This is a genomic window from Acinetobacter sp. CY73, from assembly GCF_059515865.1.
On sequence record NZ_JCAKMZ010000001.1, the window covers coordinates 91,888 to 117,478 of the forward strand.

19 protein-coding genes and 3 pseudogenes are annotated in these 25,591 nt (G+C 39.7%); 15 read left to right on the forward strand and 7 right to left on the reverse strand.

The window, feature by feature from the left end; all coding sequences use genetic code 11:
* Positions 1 to 195: 195 nt before the first annotated feature.
* A complete protein-coding gene (locus AC5YD2_RS00450) occupies positions 196 to 924 on the reverse strand; it encodes a type III pantothenate kinase (protein WP_496124426.1) in 729 nt (242 codons plus the stop codon).
* 36 nt (positions 925 to 960) lie between these two features.
* The gene (locus AC5YD2_RS00455) at positions 961 to 1,713 is read right to left on the reverse strand and encodes a biotin--[acetyl-CoA-carboxylase] ligase (protein ID WP_496124427.1); all 753 of its coding nucleotides are present in this window, start codon (positions 1,711 to 1,713) and stop codon (positions 961 to 963) included.
* 27 nt (positions 1,714 to 1,740) lie between these two features.
* On the opposite strand from AC5YD2_RS00455, the gene AC5YD2_RS00460 reads away from it, so the two are divergent.
* The 7 genes and pseudogenes from AC5YD2_RS00460 (at position 1,741) to AC5YD2_RS00490 (ending at position 12,449) form a co-directional block, all read left to right on the forward strand.
* Positions 1,741 to 2,541, forward strand: a complete 801-nt coding sequence (locus AC5YD2_RS00460; protein WP_496124428.1) for a sulfite exporter TauE/SafE family protein — start codon at positions 1,741 to 1,743, stop codon at positions 2,539 to 2,541.
* A gap of 158 nt (positions 2,542 to 2,699) precedes the next feature.
* The gene (locus AC5YD2_RS00465; protein ID WP_496124429.1) at positions 2,700 to 3,395 is read left to right on the forward strand and encodes a GntR family transcriptional regulator; all 696 of its coding nucleotides are present in this window, start codon (positions 2,700 to 2,702) and stop codon (positions 3,393 to 3,395) included.
* Positions 3,396 to 3,405: 10 nt separating this feature from the next.
* The gene (smc, locus tag AC5YD2_RS00470; RefSeq protein ID WP_496124430.1) at positions 3,406 to 6,870 is read left to right on the forward strand and encodes a chromosome segregation protein SMC; all 3,465 of its coding nucleotides are present in this window, start codon (positions 3,406 to 3,408) and stop codon (positions 6,868 to 6,870) included.
* A gap of 1 nt (position 6,871) precedes the next feature.
* Positions 6,872 to 7,088 (forward strand): annotated as a pseudogene (locus AC5YD2_RS00475) (cell division protein ZipA C-terminal FtsZ-binding domain-containing protein); the annotation flags it as partial.
* A 302-nt stretch (positions 7,089 to 7,390) separates the two neighbouring features.
* Positions 7,391 to 7,948, forward strand: a pseudogene (locus AC5YD2_RS00480) (cell division protein ZipA C-terminal FtsZ-binding domain-containing protein); the annotation flags it as partial.
* 169 nt (positions 7,949 to 8,117) lie between these two features.
* Positions 8,118 to 10,157: an NAD-dependent DNA ligase LigA gene (ligA, locus tag AC5YD2_RS00485; RefSeq protein ID WP_496124431.1), complete on the forward strand. Its 2,040-nt coding sequence runs from the start codon at positions 8,118 to 8,120 to the stop codon at positions 10,155 to 10,157.
* Between the two features lie 321 nt (positions 10,158 to 10,478).
* Complete coding sequence (locus tag AC5YD2_RS00490) at positions 10,479 to 12,449, forward strand: glycine betaine transporter (RefSeq protein WP_496124432.1); 1,971 nt, start codon at positions 10,479 to 10,481, stop codon at positions 12,447 to 12,449.
* A 78-nt stretch (positions 12,450 to 12,527) separates the two neighbouring features.
* Here the strand turns inward: AC5YD2_RS00490 and curA are convergent, their stop codons facing one another.
* Both curA and AC5YD2_RS00500 read right to left on the reverse strand, forming a co-directional pair.
* Positions 12,528 to 13,592: an NADPH-dependent curcumin/dihydrocurcumin reductase gene (gene curA / locus AC5YD2_RS00495; protein ID WP_496124433.1), complete on the reverse strand. Its 1,065-nt coding sequence runs from the start codon at positions 13,590 to 13,592 to the stop codon at positions 12,528 to 12,530.
* A 366-nt stretch (positions 13,593 to 13,958) separates the two neighbouring features.
* A complete protein-coding gene (locus AC5YD2_RS00500) occupies positions 13,959 to 15,023 on the reverse strand; it encodes an SDR family oxidoreductase (RefSeq protein ID WP_496124434.1) in 1,065 nt (354 codons plus the stop codon).
* Positions 15,024 to 15,352: 329 nt separating this feature from the next.
* On the opposite strand from AC5YD2_RS00500, the gene rlmF reads away from it, so the two are divergent.
* The 8 genes from rlmF (at position 15,353) to bioD (ending at position 22,656) form a co-directional block, all read left to right on the forward strand.
* Entirely contained in the window at positions 15,353 to 16,318 is a 966-nt protein-coding gene (rlmF, locus tag AC5YD2_RS00505; RefSeq protein WP_496124435.1) for a 23S rRNA (adenine(1618)-N(6))-methyltransferase RlmF, read from the forward strand.
* A 389-nt stretch (positions 16,319 to 16,707) separates the two neighbouring features.
* On the forward strand, positions 16,708 to 17,172 hold the full coding sequence (gene ftn / locus AC5YD2_RS00510; protein ID WP_496124436.1) for a heteropolymeric bacterioferritin subunit Ftn: 465 nt from the start codon (positions 16,708 to 16,710) through the stop codon (positions 17,170 to 17,172).
* A gap of 233 nt (positions 17,173 to 17,405) precedes the next feature.
* A complete protein-coding gene (locus AC5YD2_RS00515; protein ID WP_496124437.1) occupies positions 17,406 to 17,729 on the forward strand; it encodes a DUF6176 family protein in 324 nt (107 codons plus the stop codon).
* A gap of 164 nt (positions 17,730 to 17,893) precedes the next feature.
* Entirely contained in the window at positions 17,894 to 18,616 is a 723-nt protein-coding gene (locus AC5YD2_RS00520) for an alpha/beta hydrolase family protein (RefSeq protein ID WP_496124438.1), read from the forward strand.
* A gap of 84 nt (positions 18,617 to 18,700) precedes the next feature.
* Positions 18,701 to 19,984 carry an adenosylmethionine--8-amino-7-oxononanoate transaminase gene (gene bioA / locus AC5YD2_RS00525; protein WP_496124439.1) on the forward strand — a complete coding sequence of 428 codons (1,284 nt, stop codon included), beginning with the start codon at positions 18,701 to 18,703 and terminating at the stop codon, positions 19,982 to 19,984.
* Positions 19,981 to 21,138, forward strand: coding sequence for an 8-amino-7-oxononanoate synthase (locus AC5YD2_RS00530; protein ID WP_496124440.1), 1,158 nt, complete (start codon positions 19,981 to 19,983; stop codon positions 21,136 to 21,138). Before bioA ends, AC5YD2_RS00530 begins: the two co-directional genes overlap by 4 nt.
* 7 nt (positions 21,139 to 21,145) lie before the next feature.
* Positions 21,146 to 22,018: a malonyl-ACP O-methyltransferase BioC gene (bioC, locus tag AC5YD2_RS00535; protein ID WP_496124441.1), complete on the forward strand. Its 873-nt coding sequence runs from the start codon at positions 21,146 to 21,148 to the stop codon at positions 22,016 to 22,018.
* The gene (bioD, locus tag AC5YD2_RS00540) at positions 22,015 to 22,656 is read left to right on the forward strand and encodes a dethiobiotin synthase (protein ID WP_496124442.1); all 642 of its coding nucleotides are present in this window, start codon (positions 22,015 to 22,017) and stop codon (positions 22,654 to 22,656) included. The genes bioC and bioD overlap by 4 nt, the downstream gene beginning before the upstream one ends.
* 352 nt (positions 22,657 to 23,008) lie before the next feature.
* Here bioD and rluB read toward each other — a convergent pair.
* The 3 genes and pseudogenes from rluB to AC5YD2_RS00555 form a co-directional block, all read right to left on the reverse strand.
* Positions 23,009 to 23,974: pseudogene (gene rluB, locus AC5YD2_RS00545) on the reverse strand (23S rRNA pseudouridine(2605) synthase RluB); the annotation flags it as partial.
* Positions 23,975 to 24,015: 41 nt separating this feature from the next.
* Positions 24,016 to 24,606, reverse strand: a complete 591-nt coding sequence (gene scpB, locus AC5YD2_RS00550; protein ID WP_496124443.1) for an SMC-Scp complex subunit ScpB — start codon at positions 24,604 to 24,606, stop codon at positions 24,016 to 24,018.
* Complete coding sequence (locus AC5YD2_RS00555) at positions 24,603 to 25,394, reverse strand: segregation and condensation protein A (protein WP_496124444.1); 792 nt, start codon at positions 25,392 to 25,394, stop codon at positions 24,603 to 24,605. The genes scpB and AC5YD2_RS00555 overlap by 4 nt, the downstream gene beginning before the upstream one ends.
* Positions 25,395 to 25,591 lie beyond the last annotated feature (197 nt).

The window sequence follows — 25,591 nt, forward strand, 5'->3', positions numbered from 1 at the left end:
AGTTCTGTTGTTATCAATCATTAAAATTATTGATGATTTGAAGTGTCAGTGTGCAAACGATAGCTTTTTATAACGTTATGATGTTGCACTTGATTTCAGTATAATTGAATTGTGTAAGCTGAATGTTGAATCCTGTTTAAAAATCACAAAAAATCAACATTCATTTCTGATTGAAAAGAACTTTCGATCCAAAAATTAATCTTGTTTGGATAGATAAAGCTGAAGCCCTTTGAGCAGAAGATCATGTTCAATCATGGGTTGATATTCTTGTAAATACCGAGCAAAAAGTGGCGCATCGCCACCAGTTAATATAAGTTGTCGAGGGGACTGCTTCATTACATTTTGAATGGTGCTGAGGAGTCCTAAAAAGATGCCGTGATGCACAGCATCAATGGTATTGCGACCTGGGCACAGTTCATTGAACGCGATATCGGGAATCTTGATGCCTTTGGTGTTTTGAATCAGTGAATTACGCTGTAGATGCAAGTTGGGTAAGATATATCCGCCTAAGTGCTGTAACCCTTCAGTCAAGTCAATAGTCAGTGCCGTACCACAGCTCACGACACATAAATTTTGATCTGCATTTGCTACAGCCAAGACTTGTAACCACCGATCGATTCCCAGCTGCCCAATATCATCATAACCACATTTTAAGCCCGCATATTCAGCATGTACTTTGGCAAAACTGACAGGAATATCGAGCATTTTTAAGATTTTGATAATCCTTTCATTGTTCTTTTTATCTTGTACCGATGAAATGCCGACCTTACTCAGATTTTGATTTTTAAAATGCTGAATCAATCCCAGCATCAAGTCGGCAGGGGATTGGAGATGTAATTCAGCCGCATGTTCAATGATATGATCGTTCTCGGTGATCCAATATTTAAGTCGTGTATTTCCGATATCTAGCCACAGTTGTTTCATGATCTTTTCCAAAATACTTTAAGCATGCTTTTGATTTTAATTTTTTGCACGTAAGCGACCCTGATAAAAACCTTGCAGTCCTTGCTCGGTCAAGATATGAATTTGACCATCATCAGAGATGCCTTTAAATGTGCCAGAAACCGTCTCATTGATCTGTTCAAACTCAACGGACTGATCCATAAACGCAGCATAATGATTAAATCGACCTGAGAGGTTATAACTACCATGATCAAACCATTGACCTGCTTGTTGAATAGCGAGATACAGTTCAGCAATGATTTGAATCCGATTGGGATGGTCTAAACCCAATTGAAATAATGAAGTCGCTTGCTGATCTATCCCTTCTTGAGAGACGGGTAGTAGGTTAATGCCGACACCGACAATGGCTTGATGCGTATTGATCGGTTCAACCAAAATTCCACCCCATTTGCCTTGGTCGCTGAATAAGTCATTCGGCCATTTAATTTGTAAGTTATTCAGTTTTTTTAATGCAGGGATTTGAAGAATATTTAAACCAATTTCGAGTGCGAGACGTCCATCTAAGGGGAGACGTGTTTCAAGGAGTGTACTTAAATAAATATTACCAATCGGCGATACCCACTTTCTTTGATGTTGACCTCGTCCCTGTGTTTGCTGTTCGCTACAAACTAAAATACCCTGTACATCTTGTTTCGCCAATGCACGTACTTCGTCATTGGTCGATGTGGTGGTTTGTTTAACTAAAAGCACCTCAGGAAGTTGCTGAGCGTTACTGAGAAGTTGTCGAAGATGACGAGTCTCTAAATCCATGTTGAATCTGAGAAGAGTAAAAGATTGATGGAGTTAATCATATATTTAGCCATTGGCGCAATTGCTGGATTCACCGCAGGATTATTTGGGGTGGGCGGTGGCTTGATCATTGTACCGATTTTATTTGTGGTGTTTAGCCAAATGGGCTATGACCCGAATGTGATTATGCACATGGCATTGGGTACCTCTTTAGCGACCATTATGGTGACTTCAATCAGCTCAGTCATGGCGCATCACAAAAAGGGTGCCGTATTGTGGGGGGTCTTTAAAAACTTAGCACCTGGACTGGTTTTAGGGTCATTTTTTGGCGCTGCAATTGCAGGCATGATGTCGGGTGGCAATCTTCAATTGGTGATCGGTGTATTTGCACTTTGGGTCGCTTATCGCATGTTCAGTACATCAAAAGCTGTAATTGATGAATCTAAGCAATTGCCATCACCACTTATACAAACGCTTGCTGGTGGTGGAATCGGGATTGCATCAGCGATCTTTGGGATTGGTGGAGGAAGCTTAACCGTACCTTATTTGAATAAAAATGGTGTGGTGATGCAAAAAGCCGTCGCAACATCCGCCGCTTGTGGCTTACCAATTGCTGTTGCAGGTGCACTCGGTTTTATGTTCTTTGGTGCAAAAGCACAGGGCAATATCGAAAATGCAATTGGTTATGTACATATTTATGCTTTCATTGGGATTAGTGTAATGAGTTTTATCACGGCTAAACTCGGTGCAAAAGTTGCACATGCGTTATCTGCTGCAATGCTGAAGAAATGTTTTGCTTTACTGCTCAGTACCGTGGGGATTTATTTTATATATCAAGGGTTTTTATAAGCATAGCTATATTTTGAAATGCTCTAAAAGGTAATCCAATTGACTTTAAATTCTTAAAATTGTCAGACAAAGACATAGCCAAATCATAGCGTGTTCATATAAAAACGAAATGTGAGCTCTGCTAAGTTGAGCTAAATATAAAAATAAATAGGAATTTTATGCAATTGGAAGAGAAAGATAGCCTTTCAGAGCAAATTGCCAAACATATTAGTGAACAAATTATTAGTGGCGAATTGGTCGAAGGTGAGCGAATACAAGAACTTCGTATCGCAAAAGAGCTTGATGTCAGTCGTGGTTCAGTACGTGAAGCCCTACTTTTGTTGGAAAGAACGCATTTGATTGAGATTTACCCACGGCGTGGTGCGATTGTATCGGAGATGTCTGCACAACAAGTGCGGGCGCTATTTGATACGTGTGCATTGATGTTGGGACAAATTGTACAACGGATGAGTGAGACCTGGCGTACCCATGAAGCAGAAGCAATACAACAGTTATTGATCCATTTGATGGAGCAGGTTAAACACAGTAATACGGAGAAATTTTATGATGGGGTGTTTGAGTTTTTAGCCCAGCAAGATGATATGGTCGCCAATCCTTATCTCATGAAATTTTTTAAAGAATTGTTACCCTCTTTGCGCCGTAGTTATTTTTTAACGTTGAATACCTCTAGACGCGAACTTCAAGATGCTTTAGAACTGATTAAGTTAGTGATTGATGCAATTTTGATCCGAAAATCACAACAAGCCACTTTATTTATGGACGATTTTTGCCGACACTTGCGCAACCTAGTGTTAGAGTCATTAACACGGATGAAACAAATCGAATTAGCTTGGGCGCGGAGATCGCGCAGATAATCAGGACACTATGCGTTTAAGCAGCTTAAAACTATCAGGCTTTAAATCTTTTGCCGACAGTAGCACATTACAATTTAAAAACAATCGTACTGCGGTTGTGGGGCCAAATGGATGTGGTAAATCCAATGTCATTGATGCGATTCGTTGGGTCATGGGGGAGTCTAGCGCGCGCCAGTTGCGCGGTGGCAGTATGCAAGATGTGATTTTCACAGGCACGGCAAAGCGTAAACCCGTGGGTATGGCAAGTGTAGAATTACGCTTTGAAAATACCTATGGCAAGTTAGGTGGGGCTTATAATGCCTATACTGAGCTTGCTGTTCGTCGCCAAGTCAACCGAGATGGAAAATCAGAATATTTCCTCAATGGCACCAAATGTCGACGACGTGATATTACCGATATATTTTTAGGGACAGGTTTAGGACCTCGTTCATACGCGATTATTGAACAGGGCATGATCAACCGTTTGGTCGATGCTAAACCTGATGAGATGCGCGTATATATCGAAGAGGCCGCAGGGGTTTCTCGTTACCAAGCACGCCGTCGTGAGACGATGCAACATTTAGACCATACCACGCAAAATTTAAGTCGTTTGGAGGATATTGCTTCCGAACTAAAATCACAGTTAAAAACCTTAAAGCGCCAAGCTGAAACAGCGATTCAATACAAAGCTTTAGAAACTGAAATTCGTACTTTAAAAATCGAAATTTTATCTTTTCAATGCCAACAAAGTCAGCGCATTCAACAAGAATACAGTACGCAAATGACCGATTTGGGTGAGCAATTTAAATTAGTCCGTTCAGAGCTCACCACGGTTGAACATGACTTGGCCTCGACCAGTGAATTATTTCAACGCTTGATTCAACAATCGACACCTTTACAAAATGAATGGCAACACGCTGAGAAAAAACTGGCTGAGTTGAAAATGAATTTGGAACAGAAACAAAGTTTGTTCCAACAAAATACTGAAACTTTGGCACAGCTTGAACAGCAGAAAATACACACCAAAGAGCGGATACAGTTAATTGATTTACAGCTTGAGAGCTTATATAGCCAACAAGAAATGCAGACTGAACATTTGCAATGCAGTGAAAGTGATGGACAGCAGTCCCAGCAACAATTTGCGGATCTGAAAGCACAACATGCTCAAGCACAGCAAAGTTTTACTCAAATCAAAGCTCAGGTCGAAAAACAGCAACAACAACAAGCACAGATGTTGGCGCAGAGTGAACAATTGGCTAAAAATATCGTGCGAATAGAACAGCAAAAAGAAACATTGAGGTCTCAGTCCATTCAGATTCAACAGCAGTTTCAAGATCAAGACTTGGAGCAATTGAACCTCGATAAAGCCAAATATCAGATTCAAACTGAACACTCTGAACAGATGATTGCTGAGCAAAAGAACAAACTCGAAGCCATTCAGGCTCAAATTCAAACGCAAAAATCTCAAATTTCAGCTTTAAAGTCTGAAATACACGTGTTGTTATCGGAACAAAAAAACTTAAATCAGTTGGTGGTCAAAGTCTCAAAACAAAGTGATCAAAATGTCACGCAATTGATGCAAGTATTAAAATTAAAGGATGCTGCTAAACCCCATGCCAATTTGATTGAAAAATTTTTGGCAAAGTGGCTCTCCGCACAAGTGTTAGATCAAGATGGCGCATTTAAAGAAAATATTGCCCGTCAGATCAAAGCTCAACAGATCGATTTAAGTCATGGTGAAAAAACTCAACTCGGTGATTTGAGTTGTCTAGCCGATTGGATTGATTCTCCTGCTCATAGTCTGTGGAGTCAGGTGGCCATTTGTAAGGATTTACAGTCAGCTTTAGCACATCAATCACAGCTAAGCGTAGGTCAATCGATTCTCAGTTTAGATGGCTATCATGTTGGTATAGATTGGGTCATCGGTTTATTCTTTGATGAAGCCAGTCAATCCGCACAAGGCGCACTGAGTCATCGCATACGTTTGGATGAAATTGATCAGGCTTTGGCTCAACTTGAACCACAACTGATCCAAGCTGAAGCGGCTCTACCTCAACTCACTGCACAAGCTTCAGAATTACAAACTGAATTACAAGCTTTACAAAGCAATTTGAAAAATCAGCAAATCGAAGCTCAAAAATTAGATGTATTCATTGCAAAACAGCAAACCGCAGTTCAGGCATTTGATGTACAAAAGCAACAATTACAATCACAATTGGCTCAGTTGGATGCACAACTTGAAGAAGATGCGATGCAAAAAGATGATCTTGAAATCGATTTGCATGCACTTATTCTCAAGCTTGAACAAAATCTTCCTGCCTATAAAACGCAACAATTCCAGTTGGAAGCATTGACCGATCAAGTCGAAGAGTTACAACAGCAGATTCAGCTGAAGCAACAAGATCTGGAATCATCTCGCCGTTTAGCGGTTCAAAATCAACAGCAGATTGAATTGTTGGAAAAAGATGTTTCATTTTTAAAATCACAATATCAACAAATTTTGAGTCAAATTGAACAAGCGAAAAAGTTTGTCGACCCGATTCAGTTAGAATTGCCAAGCTTGCAAAGTCAATTTGATGAACAACTTCAAATCACTGAAAAATTGCAAAAAACATGGGCTGAATGGCAAGTTGAACTGAATAATGTTCAATCCAAACAGCAAAACTTGACTGAGTTACGCCATCAACATCAACAAAGTGACGAGACATTTAGAACGCAGTTGGAAGAAAAAAGGCTGGCTTGGCAAGTCGCAAAATCTGACTTGCAGCATTATTCTGAACAGTTGAAAGAGCTGAATAGTGATGTACTTGAAAATCTGAACATTGATCTGAATGGACATCAGATGAAATTGGAAAAATCTCAACACAGCTTCGAGAAAATTGGTGCAGTCAATTTAGCCGCATCAGAAGAATATGAAGAAGTCTCTAAAAGATTTGAAGAGTTAAGTCATCAAATTGAAGATTTGGAAAACACCGTTGAGCAATTGAAAGATGCAATGAAAAGCATTGATCAAGAAACTAAAAAGCTGTTTATGACCACTTTTGATCAGGTCAATAAAGAGTTGGCGGAGCTCTTTCCAAAAGTCTTTAATGGCGGTGAGGCAACTTTAAGTCTTGAAGATGATTGGCAGTCAGGGGTAAAACTCATGGCACGCCCACCAGGTAAACGGAATAGTTCATTAGTACTTTTATCGGGTGGTGAAAAAGCGTTAACGGCTTTGGCTTTGGTTTTTGCGATCTTTAGATTGAACCCTGCACCATTCTGTGTGCTTGATGAAGTGGATGCACCATTGGATGATGCAAATGTAGGAAGATTCTGTAATTTGGTAAAAGAGCTTTCTGATCAGGTGCAATTCATTTACATTACCCATAATAAAGTTGCGATGACGATGGCAACAGATTTATTAGGTGTGACGATGCCTGAACCAGGTACATCGAAGCTCGTCACTGTGAATTTGGAAGATGCGAAAGAATACGGTTTAGTTGCGGAGTCATAATATGGAAATCAGTACAATTATTGGAATTGTGGTTGCAATCATCATTTGTGTTGTGGGTTTGCGAATGATGTTGCGTTCACCAAATGAAGCGCCACCATCATTGGAAGCTGAATTACATATTAACGAAGACAGTAACATCCCGATTATTCCTCGCCATGTACGAGATCAACTACAGACTGAAACTGTTGAAGCTCAGACAGTAGCACGCATTGAGCCGAGTATTCAAAGCACTGAAAAAACCGAACTCGTGAATAACAAGCAAGCGAATGATCAGCAAATGGAAGAACCAACGGCTGAGCAAGGCGCTGAAATAGCGATTCCACACGACCTATCTCGTACGAATACAGAAGTTAGCAGCGAGCAGAAAGTTAATTCTGAAAAAGCTGAACAGATTCAAGTAGATCAAGCTTCGCAAGTGCAGACAACACCAGTCCAAACAAAGACAGATCAAAAAGTAGAGCTGAGTGCCGAAGCTCAACATCCACCTGAACCAAATGAAGCTGATGCGACTAAAATTCTAAAAGAGCCTGAATTTTCTTTAAATCCTAATATTCAAGCTGCTGAAATTAAGGATTATGAAGATGAAAGCAGTATTTTAGATGTGCACTTGCATGAACAACAACGCTTTGATGATGAAAGTGAGTTGGCCAGAGCTGAGCACATTATCAGTTTGAATGTATATCCAAATCCACGTAAAGCCTTGTCTGGTGATAAAACACTGAAAGTTTTGCTGAAATATGGTCTACGTTTTGGTGAAATGAATTGTTTCCACCGCTATGAAGATCCTGAGAAGGTGAGTCCTTTGATGTTCTCTGTACTGCGTATCACTGAAGAAGGTCCTGCGGGCTTTGATCTTGAAGCCTTGTCTGTTGAACAAGTCAAAGGTTTAGCTTTCTTCTTGGCTTTACCACATCAAAATGTTCAAAAGGGTTACGACAGTATGGTCAGTATTGCAGGCTTAATTGCGCGTGAAACGGACGGTACGGTTTATGATGAAAATAATCTTGAATTTACGCCACAGCTCAAAGAGCATTGGCGTCATAAAGCCATCGACTATCGTTCTGGACAAGACGTTTGATTGAGTATTTAAATCGGATTTGAAAAAAATCGGCAATGCTCAGTGATGTAAACTCAGCATTGCCATAGCTCAATGACTGAATTGAGTTCAAACGATTTCAATAAAATGGTTATAATCAGCTCAGACGAATTTAGGCGGAATTTTCCGCCTTTTTATATGGTGAAATTTCATGGATCAAACTGCTGTATTGGAGCAAATGCGTCAGCTCATTCAACTGCTTGCACAACATAATCATGCCTATTATGTAATGGATCAGCCAACGATTGAAGACAGTGAATATGACCAATTATTTCATCAACTTAAAGCTTTAGAACAACAATATCCAAACCTGATTCAATCCGATACGCCGACCAATAAAGTGGGTGGAAAGGCGTTGTCTAAGTTTGAAAATATCACGCATGCCGTACCTATGCTGTCACTTGGCAATGTATTTAACCAAGAAGAACTTTATGCATTTGCACGTCGTATAGAAGAGCGCTTACCCAATCAAAAAATTCAATATGATGTGGAACTGAAATTTGATGGTCTAGCGATTTCATTGTGGTATGAAAATGGAGTATTGACTCGTGCAGTGACACGTGGGGATGGTGAATCAGGCGAAGTGATTACTGAAAATGTCAAAACCATTCGTAACTTACCGAAAGTACTGAATTCGGATAAAGCACCTGTTCCAGCATTATTGGAAGTTCGTGGTGAAGTACTCATGCCAAAAGCAGGCTTTGAAAAATTAAATGCTGAAAATGAAGCGAAGGGTGAAAAAACTTTTGCCAATCCAAGGAATGCTGCAGCAGGAAGCTTACGTCAACTCGACCCAAGTATAGCGGCATCACGCCCATTGGCATTTTATGCCTATGGGATTGCACAGTGCGAACCACATCATGGGCAAACGACGATGTCGGCAAGCTTAGAATGGTTAACGCAGTTTGGCTTTGCGATTGGTGAACAGCATTTTGTCTGTGATTCTATTCAAGATGTACAAACTGCTTATGAAAAAATCAATGCAGAACGTCCAAACCTGAGTGTTGAAATTGATGGTATGGTCATCAAAGTTGATGATCTTAAACAACAAAAACAGCTTGGTTTCTTGAGTCGTGAGCCACGTTGGGCGACGGCTTATAAATTTCCTGCGGTCGCTGCTTTGACCACCGTGGATAACATTGATTGGCAAGTAGGGCGAACAGGGACTTTGACTCCTGTGGCACGTTTAAACCCAGTTGCCGTGGGTGGTGTAACGGTTTCAAATGTGACACTGCACAATATCGGAGAAATTCATCGTCTCGATGTACGTATAGGCGATACGGTAAGTGTTTATCGTAGTGGTGATGTGATTCCAAAGGTTGAAAAGGTTTGGCCTGAGTTCCGCCCTGTCGATGCTATAGAAGTGCATTTACCATCGAACTGTCCTGTATGTGATTCTCCAGTGGTGATGCCTGAGGGTGAAGCGCTTGCACGCTGTTCAGGTGGTTTATATTGTGCGGCACAGCGTATTGAGGCAATTCGACACTTTGTTTCGCGTAAAGCCATGGATATTGAGGGTTTGGGAGATCGTTGGGCGGAGTCTTTATTGCATTTAGATTTACTCAAAGATGTTGCTGATATTTACCACTTACACACACATCGTGAAAAGTTATTGACCATTGAAAAAATGGGTGAAAAATCAGTTCAGAACTTAATCGATTCGATTGAAAAAAGTAAGAAAACCACATTTGCGAGTTTTATTTTTGCATTGGGGATTCGTGGTGTGGGCGAAACAACAGCACGCATGCTTGCAAATACCTTCCAAACTTTGGATGCGCTGAAAGCAGCGGATCTTGACGCGTTGAAGAAGACGCCTGATGTCGGTGATATTACGGCTGAGTGGATTTTAGATTTTTTCCAAGCTGAGCATAATGTTGAAGTGGTGAATCGTTTAATCGAAGCCGGGATTCATTGGGATGCACCTGTTGCGCCTACACGTCAGCCGTTGAATGGTGAAAGTTGGGTGGTGACTGGAACTTTAAGTTCTATGGGGCGTGATGAAGCGACTCAGATGCTGCAAGCTTTAGGTGCGCGTGTAAGCGGCAGTGTATCCAGTAAAACCAAATGTGTCGTTGCAGGTGAAAAAGCAGGTTCAAAACTGGATAAAGCTGAAAAGCTCGGTGTGCCTGTGTTGGATGAACACGCATTTTTAGCGCTCATGGCTGAGTATGGACAAGGCATTGAGGGCTAAAATTTTTTAGAAAAATATTGACCTACTCTTATTATGTTGATGGAGTAGGTCACTTGTTTGAGCTTAGGTAAAACAATCTAAATATAGAACTGATTTAAGCCACACTATAAGAAAGTTGCCTCGAACATAACCCATATATTAGCCTACATATTTATGTATAGCCAAAGTTACATTAAGTTAACTGCTTTATTTTTAATCATAATTTATTATCAATGCCCAGTTCGATGTTTGTCTTCAGAACCTGTTCTTTATTCGCCTCGTGTGAATGCTTTTAAGACCATCGTGGTCAATCACCTAAATTAAAAATGAAATGGGGGATTTATGCCTTCCAAAAATACATCTTGGTATTCCAATGTGAATCCAAATGTCTTTTTAAGTACAGTCATTATTATTGCGTTATTTCTCACCTTAGTGGTTTTAGCACCCAACGCTTTTGATCTTCTGACCAAACAATTGAATCAATGGATTACAGACTCCTTTAGTTGGTTCTACGTTCTTTCTGTCGCTATTTTCCTGATTTTACTCATTTACATTGCATTTTCAGACATGGGTAAAATCAAACTCGGTCCTGATCACAGCCAACCGACCTATAGCAATGGTTCATGGTTCGCTATGCTGTTTACTGCGGGAATGGGCATTGGCTTAATGTTCTTTGGTGTTGCTGAACCTGTGATGCATTATGTCTCACCACCCGTCGGTGAAGGTGAGACGATATCAGCAGCACAACAAGCCATGCGTGTTACCTTTTTCCATTGGGGTTTTCATGCATGGGCGATCTACACCATTGTCGGTTTAGCATTAGCTTACTTTGCATATCGACATCATTTACCCTTAAAGATTCGCTCAGCACTATACCCGATCATTGGTAAGAAAATTTATGGCCCAATTGGAGATGCTGTAGATACCTTTGCCACCATCGGTACGGTATTTGGTGTGGCGACGACACTTGGCTTTGGTGTAACACAGATTAACTCAGGGCTAAATTATTTATTTGGTATAGAGCAATCATCAACGACGCAAATTTTTTTGGTGATGATTGTCAGCGCGATGGCATCACTGTCTGTATTTTTCGGATTAGACAAGGGAATTAAACGCTTATCAGAGCTTAATCTGATTTTGGCAGTTACCTTGTTGCTCTTTGTTTTCTTTGCAAGTTCAAGCATTTATTTATTACAAACTACGATTCAAAATGCAGGTCAGTATGTTTCTAATTTATTTAGTATGACTTTCAATCTCTATGCCTATCAACCAAATGGCTGGATTGGTGGTTGGACCATTATGTACTGGGCATGGTGGATTTCATGGTCACCATTTGTAGGGATGTTTATTGCCCGGGTCTCAGAAGGGCGGAGTATTCGAGAGTTTATCGTGGGAGTATTGCTTATTCCGTCAGGCTTTACCCTGATTTGGATGGGCTTTATGGGTAATGCTGCACTGTATAGCATTTTGCATGAAGCCAACCATGGACTGGTCACTGCGGTTCAAACGGATTCCTCTGTTGCACTGTTTGAGTTTTTACAAACGCTTCCATTCTCTTCTGTCATGAGTTTAGTTGCTACCTTATTGATCATGTTGTTTTTTGTCACCTCAGCGGATTCAGGTGCTTTAGTCACAGATTATCTCACTGCAAAATCTGATCAATCTCCAGCTTGGCAACGTTTATTTTGGACATTCTTGATGGCGTTTCTTGCGATCGTTTTGCTTTTAGTGGGTGGCTTAAGCGCCTTGCAATCTGCAACGATGATGAGTGCCTTGCCTTTTACATTGATCATGTTGTTTATCAGTTGGGGTTTGCTGAAAGCCTTAAAACTGGATGTCACCAAAATGTATGCACTTCAAGATGCGAGAATCACACCGCGAGCGATTCAAACACCACGTAGTTGGCAACAACGTTTAGGCTTGATTATGCATTATCCGCATAGTGAAGCTGAAGTGCGCCATTATATTGATATTGAAGTAAAGTCTGCTTTTGAAAGTGTACAAGTCGAATTTGAACGACGTTACTTAAACGTGACTATTGAGACCATTGAAAATGGTTTGGCATTAAAAGTGGATCATCACAATGAAGTGAATTTTATCTATCAAGTGGTGGCTCGTGAGACTTTACCGCCAAGCTTCATGCCTGAATCGAGTGAAGAAAATATTCGATATTTTCAAGCGGAAGTGTTCTTGCGAGAAGGTGGTCAGGCCTATGATGTGATGGATTGGACGCGGGAGGATTTACTTCAAGACATCATTGATCAATATGAGCGTCATTTGCATTTCCTGAGCTTGGTGCGCACACCTGATTAAACATCGTCAACTCTAAAATTTTTAAAGTTGATTTACATGTTCTAAATCATTGTTATGATTAAGTAAATGTACCGTAACTTACGGTACATTTTTCTCGTCAAATTGAGAAACTTTAACTAAAACTTTTCCTTGGTTATTGCCAGATAATAAGCGGATAAAAGCATCAGGAGCTGCTTCAATCCCCTCAAAAATGTCTTCTTGATTTGTGATTAGATCGTTCTTAAACCAATAGCTTACATCTTTAATGAAATTGTCATAATGCGTGGAATAATAATCTGTAATGATATAGGGAGTGAGTTTTAATTGTTTTAATAAAACATCATAAAGAAATTCAGAAAGTTTTATTTGTCCATGTGGTAATGGTTGCTGATTATAGTACGAAATTAAACCACATAATGGTATACGTGCACTCAAATTGAGTCGTGGAAAGATCGTTTCTAGAACACGACCACCAACATTTTCAAAGTACACATCAATTCCATTAGGAGTAGATTGTTCAAGTAGTGATTCAAAATTTGGATCTTTATAATCAAGACATTGGTCAAATCCAAACTTTTCAACGACAAATCGACATTTTTCCTTGCCACCAGCAATACCAATGACTCTAGCTCCATTAATTTTTGCTATCTGTCCTGCAACTGAACCAATCGCGCCTGCTGCAGAAGAGATCACAACAGTTTCTCCTTTTTTAGGTTGGCCAATTTCTACCATTCCATAATAGGCAGTAAATGCAGGTAAGCCAAATAGGCTGAGGGCCAAGGAAAGCTTTGGAATATCTTTATTAATCTTTTGTATATCATTTCCATCAGATATTGAATATTTTTGCCATCCAGAATTGGCTAAAACAATATCACCAACTTTAAAATTTGAGTTTTGAGAGTTTTCAACGACACTGATGGTCGACCCAATGATCACATCTCCAATTTTCAAAGGCGTGACATAAGTTTGATGTGTTTCGAAAAACTCATCCATACGATTTCTCATATAGGGATCAAGTGATAAATATAAGGTTCTTAACAGTATTTGACCTGTTTTTAGCTTAGGGACAGTAGAAGTTTTAATTAAAAAGTCATTTTTATTTGGAAGACTAACTGGTCTTTTATTTAAAGTGACCATGATATTGTCTGAAGGTGAATGTTCCATATCTAAGCCCAATAAAACGTCTAATTATGGACTCTAAACTAATATATTTATCTTGGGAGAGATGTTTTTGGAACAATGTATTCTATAAATGGATCTGTAAAATTTAGTAAACGGATTGTTTGCTTAATATATTTTTTAATTAATGCGAATCACGGATAAGGATTCTTCTTTAAAATCATAATATAAATATAATTTATGATTAATTTTTAGCGCTATCAGATCAAGGCACAGACTTTTTGATGATCAAAATGATGGATAAGCCTCAAGATGAATGGTCTTATTTTCTTAAGCAGGATTCGGGTTAATTAAATATTACTCACAATTGTAATTAAAAAAAGCCCTCAACGAGGACTTTAAATAAGGTTTTCATGCACGATTTTTGACAATCCCATCGTCAATCAATTGTTGGAAATGTTCAACCAAACTGTTCTCAACTTCACGATATTCCATTCCTAGTTCATCTTTACTCTTCTGTGCATTGAAGTAGATTGGATAACCGACATTCAGCTCGACATATTTACGTGAATGTCCAAGAAAAGGTCCTACAGCTTTGATGAGAAACTTTGGCGTTTCCATTTTAGGGAAGGGATATTTGGATCCAAAATGTTGGGCCAAGGTTTGTCCCATTTCCAATAGAGATAATGATTTCGCACTAATAATATATCGACCCTTCGCATCTGATTTAAATGCAGCGATTAAATGTGCATCGGCCACATCTCGGACATCAACCAAAGCGCTCCATAGTTTGGGAACGCCAAAACGCGTTACACCACTGCCAAATTGTTGAAGCACTTCAACGCTACCGGATTTAGTCATAGGAGTAAGCGAAGGGCCAATCACCAATGCAGGGTTTACACAGACCAAATCCCAACGTGATTGCGCTTTTTGCATTTGCCATGCTTTACGTTCAGCAGCCACTTTAGAATAATAATAGGGCTGATGTTCAGGAGAGCTGGTGGTATTCCAATGGCTTTCGTCAAAGGCATTATTTTCAGTTTTTAAGATATCAATTGCATCGCCATAGGTTGAAGCAATACTCGAAGTCACCACGACACGCTTAACACATTCAGTGCGATTGACACTGTTTAAAACATTAATTGTGCCTTTTACTGCTGGATCGACTAAATCTGCAATCGGGTCTTTAAAGTTGGTCACTAGAAAAGGAGATGCCATGTGAATCACGACTTCACAGCCTTGCATAGCTTCATCAAATGAGCCTTCATCAAGGAGATTGGCTTTGAATAATTTGAGATTGGCATTGAGTTCTTGAGCAATTTTTTCTAGATGAGCAAAACTTGCTGTCTTATTTAAATCACGAACCGTTGCATGAACAGTGTGTCCTTGTTCAAGTAATTTTTGAATCACCCAACTTGCAATGTAACCTGTTGCTCCTGTGACTAAAATGGGTGTTGTTATTGTCTTGGTATTCATATTCATCAACTTTGATTCATCAACTTTGTTTTTATCATATTGAGAATCTCAAGATTTGTCTGTGATTAATTTGATCAGCTTTTCATATTGCCCCATTTATTTTTGTTCAAATAAAGCATTGGCACCGTCGCCTGTACATAGCTCAGCCTATATCATTATGTTTATATACCGAATATCTAAAAGCCTGTTTGATGAATTGGCAATTGTAACTGAATGAAAGTTTTTGATCGTCATCCTGAATTGAATTCACGTACAATGTCAGTTCTTACGCAGGATTAAATCCTGTATCACCAGATTATTCTCGTCCTTCGTTGATTATTGGCAAAAAAATGGCGCAAGCAAAGAAATTATTTCCGAAACAAAAATCGGAATTACATGTACGGAACTTACATCGCAGTCGTTACGATTTTCCTCAGCTGATTAAAAGTTGTTCTGAACTTGCTCCTTTTGTATCACTGAATAAATATGATGATCTTTCCGTTGATTTTTCTGATCCTGACGCAGTGAAAACGCTGAATAAAGCCCTGCTTAAGCATTATTACCACATTCAACATTGGGATATTCCTCAGGGTTTTCTTTGCCCGCCGATTCCCGGGCGAGCAGACTATATTCATTATTTGGCTGACCTACTTGGTGGGAGTAATGGCGATCAGATACCCCAAGGGCATAAAGTTCATGTACTTGATATTGGTGTTGGGGCGAACTGCATCTATCCTATGATTGGTCATCGTAGTTATGGTTGGAAATTTGTCGGATCGGATATTCATCCTGCATCGGTGAGTAGTGCTCAGCTCATTACACAAGCCAACCCTAATCTAAGCAAGGGGATTCATATTCGTTTGCAAAAATCGCCTCAAAATATTTTTAAAGGCATCATCAAGCCCACAGACCGTTTTGATCTGACTTTGTGTAATCCACCATTTCATGCTTCGCAAGAAGAAGCCAATTCTACAGCATCGAAGAAACTGCATAATCTTGGCAAGCGAGAGAATGTTAAGTCGGTCTTGAACTTTGGCGGTCAAAAAAATGAGTTATGGTGTGACGGTGGAGAAGAACGTTTCGTATGCCAAATGGTTGAAGAAAGTTCAGTCTTTAGTCAACAGTGTTTTTGGTTTACTACGCTTGTATCGAAAAAGACCACTTTACCAGCGCTGTTAAAAGCCTTACAACGTATTGGTGCTTTGGAAGTCCAAACGATTCAGATGGCTCAAGGGCAAAAAGAGAGCCGTTTTGTGGCTTGGACGTTCTTGAATAAACAGCAACAACAAGATTGGAAGCAGACTCATTGGCGCTAAGCTCAACTCGATGAATTTTTAGCTATTGGACGCTGGGTTTTGCCATTAGTTGGCTTAATTAAGGTAAAAATTTGCCTAAGTATTGCAGTATTGCTGATGTGATCGTGCAATTTAAACTTCTTCATATACGCTAAGATGAACAGGCACAGCCAAGATTTTGAATTTGGTTACAAAAAATCAATACTGCATAAAAATAGTTTTATCGGAAAATTTCTGCCCTGTAACTAATGCAAGATGTTCTTTTATATATGTTAATTCGATATTTGATGTGTGTAAATGCGTATGTTTCTCATTTTTATTTTATATAAATCATGGGTTTACATTTTTTTAATCTTTGCAAAATATCACCGTTTTCATCATAATGTCCACAAAGAAATGGAGATAATGAAATGCGTGGCAATCCAGAAGTTGTAGATTATCTGAATATGTTGATCGGTGGTGAGCTGGCTGCACGTGATCAATATCTGATCCATTCGCGTATGTATGAAGATTGGGGCTTAACCAAGATCTTCGAGCGTATCGATCATGAAATGCAAGAAGAAGCACAGCATGCTGATGCGATCATTCGCCGTGTATTGTTCCTAGAAGGAACACCAAACATGAACCGTGAAGATATTGATGTTGGCGAAGATGTGGTGAGCTGTTTAAAAGCGGATTTAAAACTTGAATATGAAGTGCGTGAGAAACTTGCACAAGGTGTAAAGCTGTGTGAAGAAAAAGGTGATTACGTTACCCGTGATATGCTACGTCAACAAATGTCAGATACTGAAGAAGACCATACCTATTGGCTTGAAAAGCAATTACGTCTGATTGAATTGATTGGTTTGCAAAACTATATTCAATCACAAATGTAATTTTGGCTGGCATATGCCCTAAAGTGTAGATAAAGTACCCATTTGAAAGCTCAATGAAAGTTGGGCTTTTTTCATGTCGGGACTTTTATTTTGTTTCTGAGTGCTTTATCGCAAGCGTTCTAAATAACAGCAGTGCATGAAAGATATTTAAGGATAATCACAAATTTTGACTATTAATCTCAAAGTGTTCGCTATATTTTAAGTGTTCATTCAGCACACAAAAAGAGAATAAAATGGATGTGGGTGCAGTACTCATTGAGCTAAAACAAGATCGCTTGAAACAAATAAATGATTGGCAAAAAGAATTAGAAAATAGAAAAATAGAAGCGATTGAAACACTTAAAGCAGAAGGTGTCTTGATTGAATCTTGGTTTTATTTAAATTTAGAGGCTAAGGATTATCTTATTGCTTATATGCGCGCCCACGATATTGCAAAGGCACAACAGATTGGTCGTAGCAGCACCTTCGAGATCGATCAGGTTCATAAACAGTTTAAGACAAATTGGTTCAAGGTTTATCCAGCTAAACTGTTACTCGATTTAGAAAATAATGAATAAAATGTGTATTTAATTTGCGAATTTTTTTAAAGCACACACTTAATGTTAAGAATTCTTTCTTCGTCACTATCATTTAATACACTGAATTTTGTCGTTATTTCACAATGTAGTTGTGGTGAAGACTTTATATAGTAATAACAAATGAGGATAACGAGTTTGAAGGGATGCAGAAGATATTACTTATCACGGGGTGGGCTGTAGGGACGCAGCCATTACAAGCGCTGAAAGATGCACTGATTCAAAAAGGTTTTGAGGTTGAATTGATCAATATATTTAATGGTTTTGATGCCGATGATTTCATCAAACATGTAAAGCTTGCTGAGCAATTTGATGTGATTATGGGCTGGTCCTTAGGTGGACAGCTTGCGACAAAGCTTGCGCAACACATCCATGAGCAGACAGGGGAATTGAAAGCTTTGATCACTTTGGCCAGTAATCCTTGTTTCATTGCCAATGATACATGGGGGATTGGAATGGAGAATTCTACCTTTTTAAGTTTTAAAAGCGCATTTGAGAAAAACCCTATAACCACTTTAAAGCGTTTCTGTTACTTGGTGACTCAAGGGCGTAGTAATGCAAAATTAGACTGGCAAAAATTACAAAGTTCGGTAAATGACGAGGAACTTGCGCTGAAAAGTTGTGGTTTAGAGATGTTGGAGCAATTCAATACTGTTGACACTATCCAAAATTATCCCGGAAGTCAGTTACATGTCTTTGCTGAGGCTGATGGTCTAGTTAGTTACAAAATTATGGATAATTTTAGAAAATTAGGCGCAAAGTTTTTAAATGTAGATTCCGTTCATGGATCGCATGGATTTCCAGTTTTCCAATATGAAGCCTTAAGTGACAAAATCACTCAATATTTAAAACGACTCGAGAAAACTTAATCAAGATTGTCCGATCAGGCAATACCTTAATCTTTATGTGCACGTTATGATCAAAAAAGCATAAAGAAATGAGTCAAATTAGGAATGACGGATAGTTTTGATCAAGCACATCTCTGGCATCCATATACTTCGATGCTTGATCCATTGCCAACCTATAAAGTGAAGCAGGCATATGGCGCGACGATTGAGTTAGAAGATGGTCGCCAGTTGATTGATGGGATGTCATCTTGGTGGTGTGCGATTCATGGTTATAACCATGCTGATTTAAATCAAGCTGCAATTGATCAACTGCAAAAGATGTCGCATATCATGTTTGGTGGACTCACCCATGATCCCGCGATTGAATTGGGTAAACTGTTATTAAAAATCACACCACCCAATCTCGACAAAATTTTCTATGCAGATTCAGGTTCAGTTGCCGTAGAAGTTGCACTGAAAATGGCAGTGCAATATTGGACTGTTCAAGGTTCAACACATAAAACCAATTTTATAACACCACGCTCGGGTTACCACGGTGACACGTGGAATGCTATGTCCGTGTGTGACCCTGAGACAGGGATGCATCAAGTGTTTGGTTCAAGCTTACCCAATCGTATTTTTGTTGATGCACCGTCTATAGGATTTGATCAAACGTGGCATGCTTCCGAAATGACATCTTTAGAACAGATGATTCAGCAACATCATCAAACCATTGCTGCTTTCATTATTGAACCAATCGTTCAGGGTGCAGGGGGAATGCATTTCTATCATCCTGAATATCTCAAAGCAGCCAAAAGACTGTGTGAACAATACAATATCTTGATGATTTTTGATGAAATCGCAACAGGATTTGGACGTACAGGAAAAATGTTCGCATGGGAACATGCACAAGTTGCGCCTGATATTATGTGTATGGGTAAAGCCCTAACGGGTGGCTATATGACACTCTCTGCGACGCTAACGACTCAACATGTTGCAGAAAACATTAGTCGTGGTCAAGCTGGGGTGTTCATGCATGGCCCGACCTTTATGGCGAATCCTTTAGCTTGTGCTGTGGCTTTAAAAAGTACGCAATTACTGTTGTCACAAGATTGGCAAGCCAATATTCTGCGTATCGAAAGCCATTTAAAAACTAAGCTGACGGTTTTAAATCATCTTGATCATGTCAATGATGTACGTGTATTGGGTGCTATCGGCGTAGTAGAATTAAAATTCGATGTGGATATGCGTTCATTACAACAGCAATTTGTAGAACGAGGTGTGTGGATTCGTCCTTTCGGAAAGCTGGTTTATGTCATGCCGCCTTATATCATTGCGGAGCATGAACTTGAGTTTTTACTCACGCAGTTGGTCGATGTTGTTCAAAACATGCAGGAAGCGCTGTCATGAGTGTATTAGATCATTATGCAGCGCATTTGGATGAGTTAAAAAAACAAGGGAATCTCAGACAATTCACTGCAAATATTCAATTGGGTCGTGATATTCAAATCAATGATCGATGGATGTTGAATCTTTCATCCAATGACTATTTGGGATTGGCGAGTGATGAGTCACTTCGGGAAGAGTTCTTTGACCTGACTCCCGTTTCAGAGCGACGAATGAGTTCTTCATCTTCACGCCTTTTAACAGGGAACTTTCCTGCATATAAACAACTTGAACATAGTTTAAGTCAGTTATTTGAAAATCGGTCTGCGCTGTTGTTTAACAGTGGCTATCACATGAATATCGGGATCTTGCCAGCCTTATGTGACAATAAAACATTGGTTTTGGCAGATAAGTTGGTGCATGCCAGTTTGATTGATGGCATGCGACTTTCAACTGCGCAATATGTACGATATCGCCACAACGATCTTGAGCATTTGGATGCACTATTAAGAAAATACCAAGCTGATCAAAATTTTAAGCACATCATTATCGTGACTGAATCTATTTTTAGTATGGACGGCGATGAGGCAGATTTGGTCGCGTTGGTGGCGCTTAAAAAACAATATTCGAATGTGATGCTCTATGTGGATGAAGCACATGCGATTGGTGTTCGAGGTGAGCAGGGTTTAGGCATCGTCGAACAGGCAGGTGTAATTCAAGAGGTTGATTTTATCGTCGGAACATTTGGTAAGGCCTTAGCCTCTGTCAGTGGATATTTGATTTGTCATCCGATCATTCGAGATTTCTTGATCAATAAAATGCGCCCATTGATTTTTAGTACTGCACAGCCTCCGATGTGTATGGCATGGACAAATTTTATCTTACAGAAAGTTGTGAAGATGAGTGATCAAAGACAGTATTTAAAACGTCTGAGTCATTCATTGAATATTCAAATTCTTGCAAAAAACTATGATTGCCCTTCGAGTAGCCAGATTGTCCCCGTGATCGTAGGGGATTCGATTCAAACCGTGGCACTGGCCAATCAGCTACAACACGCAGGTTTCTATATCATGCCAGTACGCCCACCGACCGTTCCCCAAGGTGGCTCTCGTTTGAGGATTTGTTTAAATACGCGAATTGATCAGCATGATCTTGACCGTCTTGTGGCTTTGCTCTGAGGTTTAAATGGAATTAATTCATATCGATACGTTAGAGATCGCTAAGCGCTTTGCTCAAGCAGGGCAAAGTTATGATGAGCATGCCATTATTCAGAAAAAGATTGCGCTACGATTGATGCAATTGATGTCTAAATACCATTGTATAGATGGAGATCTAGCTCATCCAAAACGTATTTTTGAGATCGGTTGCGGATCAGGAAATCTGACCAAGCTCTATATGGAAAATCAAATCTTTAAAAGCATTTATCTCAATGATCTATATGAGGAAGTTAAACAACACTTTGAAACTGTGGGTTTAGCAGAAAACAGTTTTGAGGAAAATAGCTTCGAGTTTGAGGAAAATAGCTTCGAGATAAATAGACTTGAAAATCAGCACACAATCGAATGGCATATTGGCGATGCAGAGCAGATTGACTTTCCGAAAGAATTAGACCTGATCGTTTCAAGTTCAGTGATACAGTGGATGCACAATTTAGATGGTTTATTGAAAAAGGTGAATCAAGCTTTATTCAAACAAGGACTGTTTTGCTTCTCGACCTTCGGTACGCAGAATTTGAAAGAAATAAAAGCCTTAACCCAACAGGGATTAAGTTATTACGACATCAGTGAGATTCAACTCAAACTAGAAGATCAAGGCTTTGAGATTTTACATATTTCAGAACAAGTCGATACTTTGAATTTTAAGCATCCAAAGGATGTGTTGCAGCATTTAAAAGCAACAGGGGTGACAGCTACGGCCAGTAAATTTCGTTGGACAAAGCAATCCTTAGAGAATTTTTACCAAGCGTATCGTCAATTTATCACGACCGATGAACATGAAAATCTGGTTTATCCTTTGAGTTATCATCCTATTTATGTGATTGCGCGGAGCGTGGTATGAGTGGTCAGATTTACTTTGTAAGTGGCATTGATACAGGCATTGGTAAGACTTATACGACAGGCTATCTAGCAAAGCGATGGTTTGAGCAAGGTCAAAATGTGATTACGCAGAAACTGATACAAACAGGTAATGATGGTGTTTCTGAAGATATTGAGAAGCATCGTGACATTATGGGGCGTGGATGGTTTGCTGAAGACGATTCAAAACTCACAATGCCTGAAATCTTGAGTTATCCAGCTTCTCCACATTTAGCCGCACAAATTGATGGACGCAATATTGATTTTAAAAAGATTGAAGAAGCGACTCAAAAACTTGCAGATACATTTGATGTGGTGTTATTGGAGGGTGCTGGTGGTTTGATGGTACCACTCACAACTGAATTGCTCACAATTGACTACTTGGTTGAAAAGAATTATCCGATTATTTTGGTTTCTTCAGGTCGATTGGGCAGTATTAATCATACCTTGTTGAGCTTAGAAGCAATTCAACACCGTGGATTAAATTTATTTGCCGTGGCTTATAACCTTAAAGATGAATCTCAAGATCCGAAAATTTCACAAGATACGGCTGCCTACTTAAAACGATATTTAGAATTACATTTTCCTCAAGCTCAATGGATCGATATTCCTGCGCTATAAGTTCTGTAGTCACAGATCAACGTATAAAAAAAGCCACTCATGAGAGTGGCTTTTTTTGATTATTTCTTGTCTGAAGCTGAAATACGCTCAGCAATTAGAACTTTTTGAAACCTTTATTCACTGTAAAAGGTTTGCGCTGTGTAAAGCGAGATTCTTCACGTTGCTGTGTTTCAGCAGTGTTTCCATTCACTTCTTTACGCTCAAAGCGATTGCCACTGTTGTAGTTAGTGCTTTCATGGCGACGAGGTGCGCCTGTTGGGCGATCTTGACGGAAGCTACGATTGTCACTACGACCTGGCTCACCTGATGGACGATTGTCACGGCGCTGATCGAAATTTGGCTGACGAGAATCACGGCGGTTATCCGTATTCATAGGACGTGATTCACGACGGTTATCTGTATTCATTGGACGTGAGTCACGACGTTGGTCTGGACGAGATTCGCGGTTAAACTCAGGTTGAGCTTCACCTTCGTCACGGCGCTGTTGACGTAAGTATCCCCCACGACGTGCAGCAAGGGGTTTGTCTTGCATACGTTCGTTACGACGTTTCGCCATCCCAAACAAACCTGTACCTTGACGTGGTTTAAGCTCTACCGCTTTGGTCAAGTTGTCGATATCATTTTTATCCAATTCAACCCAACGACCAGTACGAAGTTCACGTGGCAAAATCACAGTACCGTAACGCGTACGTAATAAACGGCTTACTTTTAGGCCTTGTGATTCAAAGATACGACGTACTTCACGGTTACGACCTTCTTTTACAACCACTTGATACCAACGGTTAATCCCTTCACCACCAATTTCAGAGAACGATTCAAACTTGGCAGGACCGTCATCAAGAACAACACCTGTGGTCATGTTCTTTTTCAAAGCAGGTGTTACTTCACCCATCACACGAACCGCGTATTCACGCTCAATTTCGCTAGAAGGGTGCATTAAGCGGTTTGCAAGTTCGCCGTCATTGGTAAACATCAAAAGACCAGTCGAGTTAATATCTAAACGACCCACCATTACCCAACGATCACCCGGAATTGAAGGTAATTGATCAAATACCGTTGGGCGATTTTCAGGGTCATTACGTGAACAAATTTCGCCTTCTGGTTTGTAGTAAATCAAAACACGACGGCGAATTTCATCTTCAATTTGGAACGCAACTTTACGACCATCGATGCGAAGCTCATCGGTAGGTTCAATACGTTCACCCACTTGAGCAACTTGACCGTTGACACTAACACGACCAGCAGCAATGACTTCTTCCATATAACGGCGAGAGCCTAAGCCAACACGTGCTAATACCTTTTGCAATTTTTCACTCATAACAGCATAACCTTAGAAATAATCATCAACAGTTCACCTATTTAAGACATGGGTGCATGAGCATCCAAAGTCAAAAAAGCTTCCTTGGCATCCTGTAGGGGAGGCAATTGATCCAAAGAATTGAGACCAAAAGCATTTAAAAATTGTGGCGTTGTAACTAACAACGCGGGTCTTCCTGGAAGTTCACGGAACCCTGATTCTTTAATCCAGTTCCATTCGAATAACGTTCTCAATAATTGACTGTTATTCGTTACTCCACGTATCTGCTCAATATCAGCGCGGGTCACGGGCTGATGGTAAGCGATCACTGCTAATGTTTCTAACAATGAGGGTGATAATTTGGTTGGGCGTTCAGGCCATGTTTGAGCGATGGTACTGCGGTACTTTGCACGTACTTGAAAGCGAAAACCTTGAGCTGTTTCAACAAGCTCAATGGAACGACCATGTTGCAATACTGCAAGCTGTTGTAAATAAGCATGCAGTTGTTGCTTTGAATATTGATTTTGGAAGGCTTCTTTTAAACGAGCGACAGAGACAGGCGCATCACTTGCAAAAATAATCGCTTCCATTTGCATCAAGATTTCATGATGCAACTCATCGATATTAAATATTGTACTTTGATCGATCGTCATACATGTGATCCCTGAATTGTTAACGGGGACTCAATGCCTGAACTGACAATCTGAACTTTCTGCTGACGCGTCAGCTCTAAAATAGCCATAAATGTTACGACCATGCCCATACGACCTTGGCTCGGTTTAAGTAATTTTTCAAAACTCAGTACTTCACCGCTTTGAACCATATGTTGAATATAAGAAATACGTTCTTCCAATAAAACAGGCTCTTGGACAATCTGATGAACTACAGGTTCTGGACGATTAAAGATGCAAAATAAGGCATCACGGAGCATGCTCACGTCATAACCTTCATTCACTGTCTCGATATGCCCAATAGACACATTGGTTAAATAGGTATCACGATCCAAAATAGGCATCTGACCCAAGCGTTCAGCGGCTTGTTTTACTCTTAAATAGGTTTCTAAACGATCAATCAGCTCTTGTTTGGGATCTTTTTCAATATGAATCGCTTTCGGTTTAGGCAGTAATAAACGAGACTTTAAATCTGCCAACAGTGCCGCCATTACCAAGTAATCCGCAGTCAGCTCAATATTTAACGATTTCATACTGTCGATATACGATAAATATTGGCTTGCAATCGGAGAGATATCCAATTGAAGCAAATCAAAGCCATTTTTTTGAATCAGGTAAATCAGAAAATCGAGTGGTCCTTCGAAATGTTCTAATAGAATTTCGAATGCTGCAGGCGGAATGTATAAATCTTCAGGAATATCTTCTTGCCACTCATCCATGACACGGATGTGTGAAGAAGGCTCCATCGAATTATGGATTGCTTGAGTCATTACAGTTATTAGCCACGCGAATTTTCAAAAGCATGTTGAGCGATTCAGGAGATCACTTATCGAAATCAGTAAAAAGGACAGTGATTCGAATTGCATAAAAAGAATAGGTCTATTCTAAATGAAAAAGCCCGATGAATAAATTGAAAATAGCGGTTTTTACGATAAAAAGTATTAAATAAAGTACTCGAGCTTCAAAT

Coding starts and splice junctions, on each gene's coding strand:
- AC5YD2_RS00530 (WP_496124440.1), top strand. CDS start 19,981: ATGAGTGTATTAGATCATTATGCAGCGCATTTGGATGAGTTAAAAAAA.
- bioA (WP_496124439.1), top strand. CDS start 18,701: ATGACGGATAGTTTTGATCAAGCACATCTCTGGCATCCATATACTTCG.
- ftn (WP_496124436.1), top strand. CDS start 16,708: ATGCGTGGCAATCCAGAAGTTGTAGATTATCTGAATATGTTGATCGGT.
- AC5YD2_RS00555 (WP_496124444.1), bottom strand. CDS start 25,394: ATGACTCAAGCAATCCATAATTCGATGGAGCCTTCTTCACACATCCGT.
- AC5YD2_RS00450 (WP_496124426.1), bottom strand. CDS start 924: ATGAAACAACTGTGGCTAGATATCGGAAATACACGACTTAAATATTGG.
- AC5YD2_RS00465 (WP_496124429.1), top strand. CDS start 2,700: ATGCAATTGGAAGAGAAAGATAGCCTTTCAGAGCAAATTGCCAAACAT.
- AC5YD2_RS00520 (WP_496124438.1), top strand. CDS start 17,894: ATGCAGAAGATATTACTTATCACGGGGTGGGCTGTAGGGACGCAGCCA.
- AC5YD2_RS00455 (WP_496124427.1), bottom strand. CDS start 1,713: ATGGATTTAGAGACTCGTCATCTTCGACAACTTCTCAGTAACGCTCAG.
- AC5YD2_RS00460 (WP_496124428.1), top strand. CDS start 1,741: ATGGAGTTAATCATATATTTAGCCATTGGCGCAATTGCTGGATTCACC.
- AC5YD2_RS00500 (WP_496124434.1), bottom strand. CDS start 15,023: ATGAATACCAAGACAATAACAACACCCATTTTAGTCACAGGAGCAACA.
- curA (WP_496124433.1), bottom strand. CDS start 13,592: ATGGAACATTCACCTTCAGACAATATCATGGTCACTTTAAATAAAAGA.
- bioC (WP_496124441.1), top strand. CDS start 21,146: ATGGAATTAATTCATATCGATACGTTAGAGATCGCTAAGCGCTTTGCT.
- AC5YD2_RS00515 (WP_496124437.1), top strand. CDS start 17,406: ATGGATGTGGGTGCAGTACTCATTGAGCTAAAACAAGATCGCTTGAAA.
- ligA (WP_496124431.1), top strand. CDS start 8,118: ATGGATCAAACTGCTGTATTGGAGCAAATGCGTCAGCTCATTCAACTG.
- AC5YD2_RS00490 (WP_496124432.1), top strand. CDS start 10,479: ATGCCTTCCAAAAATACATCTTGGTATTCCAATGTGAATCCAAATGTC.
- rlmF (WP_496124435.1), top strand. CDS start 15,353: ATGGCGCAAGCAAAGAAATTATTTCCGAAACAAAAATCGGAATTACAT.
- smc (WP_496124430.1), top strand. CDS start 3,406: ATGCGTTTAAGCAGCTTAAAACTATCAGGCTTTAAATCTTTTGCCGAC.
- scpB (WP_496124443.1), bottom strand. CDS start 24,606: ATGACGATCGATCAAAGTACAATATTTAATATCGATGAGTTGCATCAT.
- bioD (WP_496124442.1), top strand. CDS start 22,015: ATGAGTGGTCAGATTTACTTTGTAAGTGGCATTGATACAGGCATTGGT.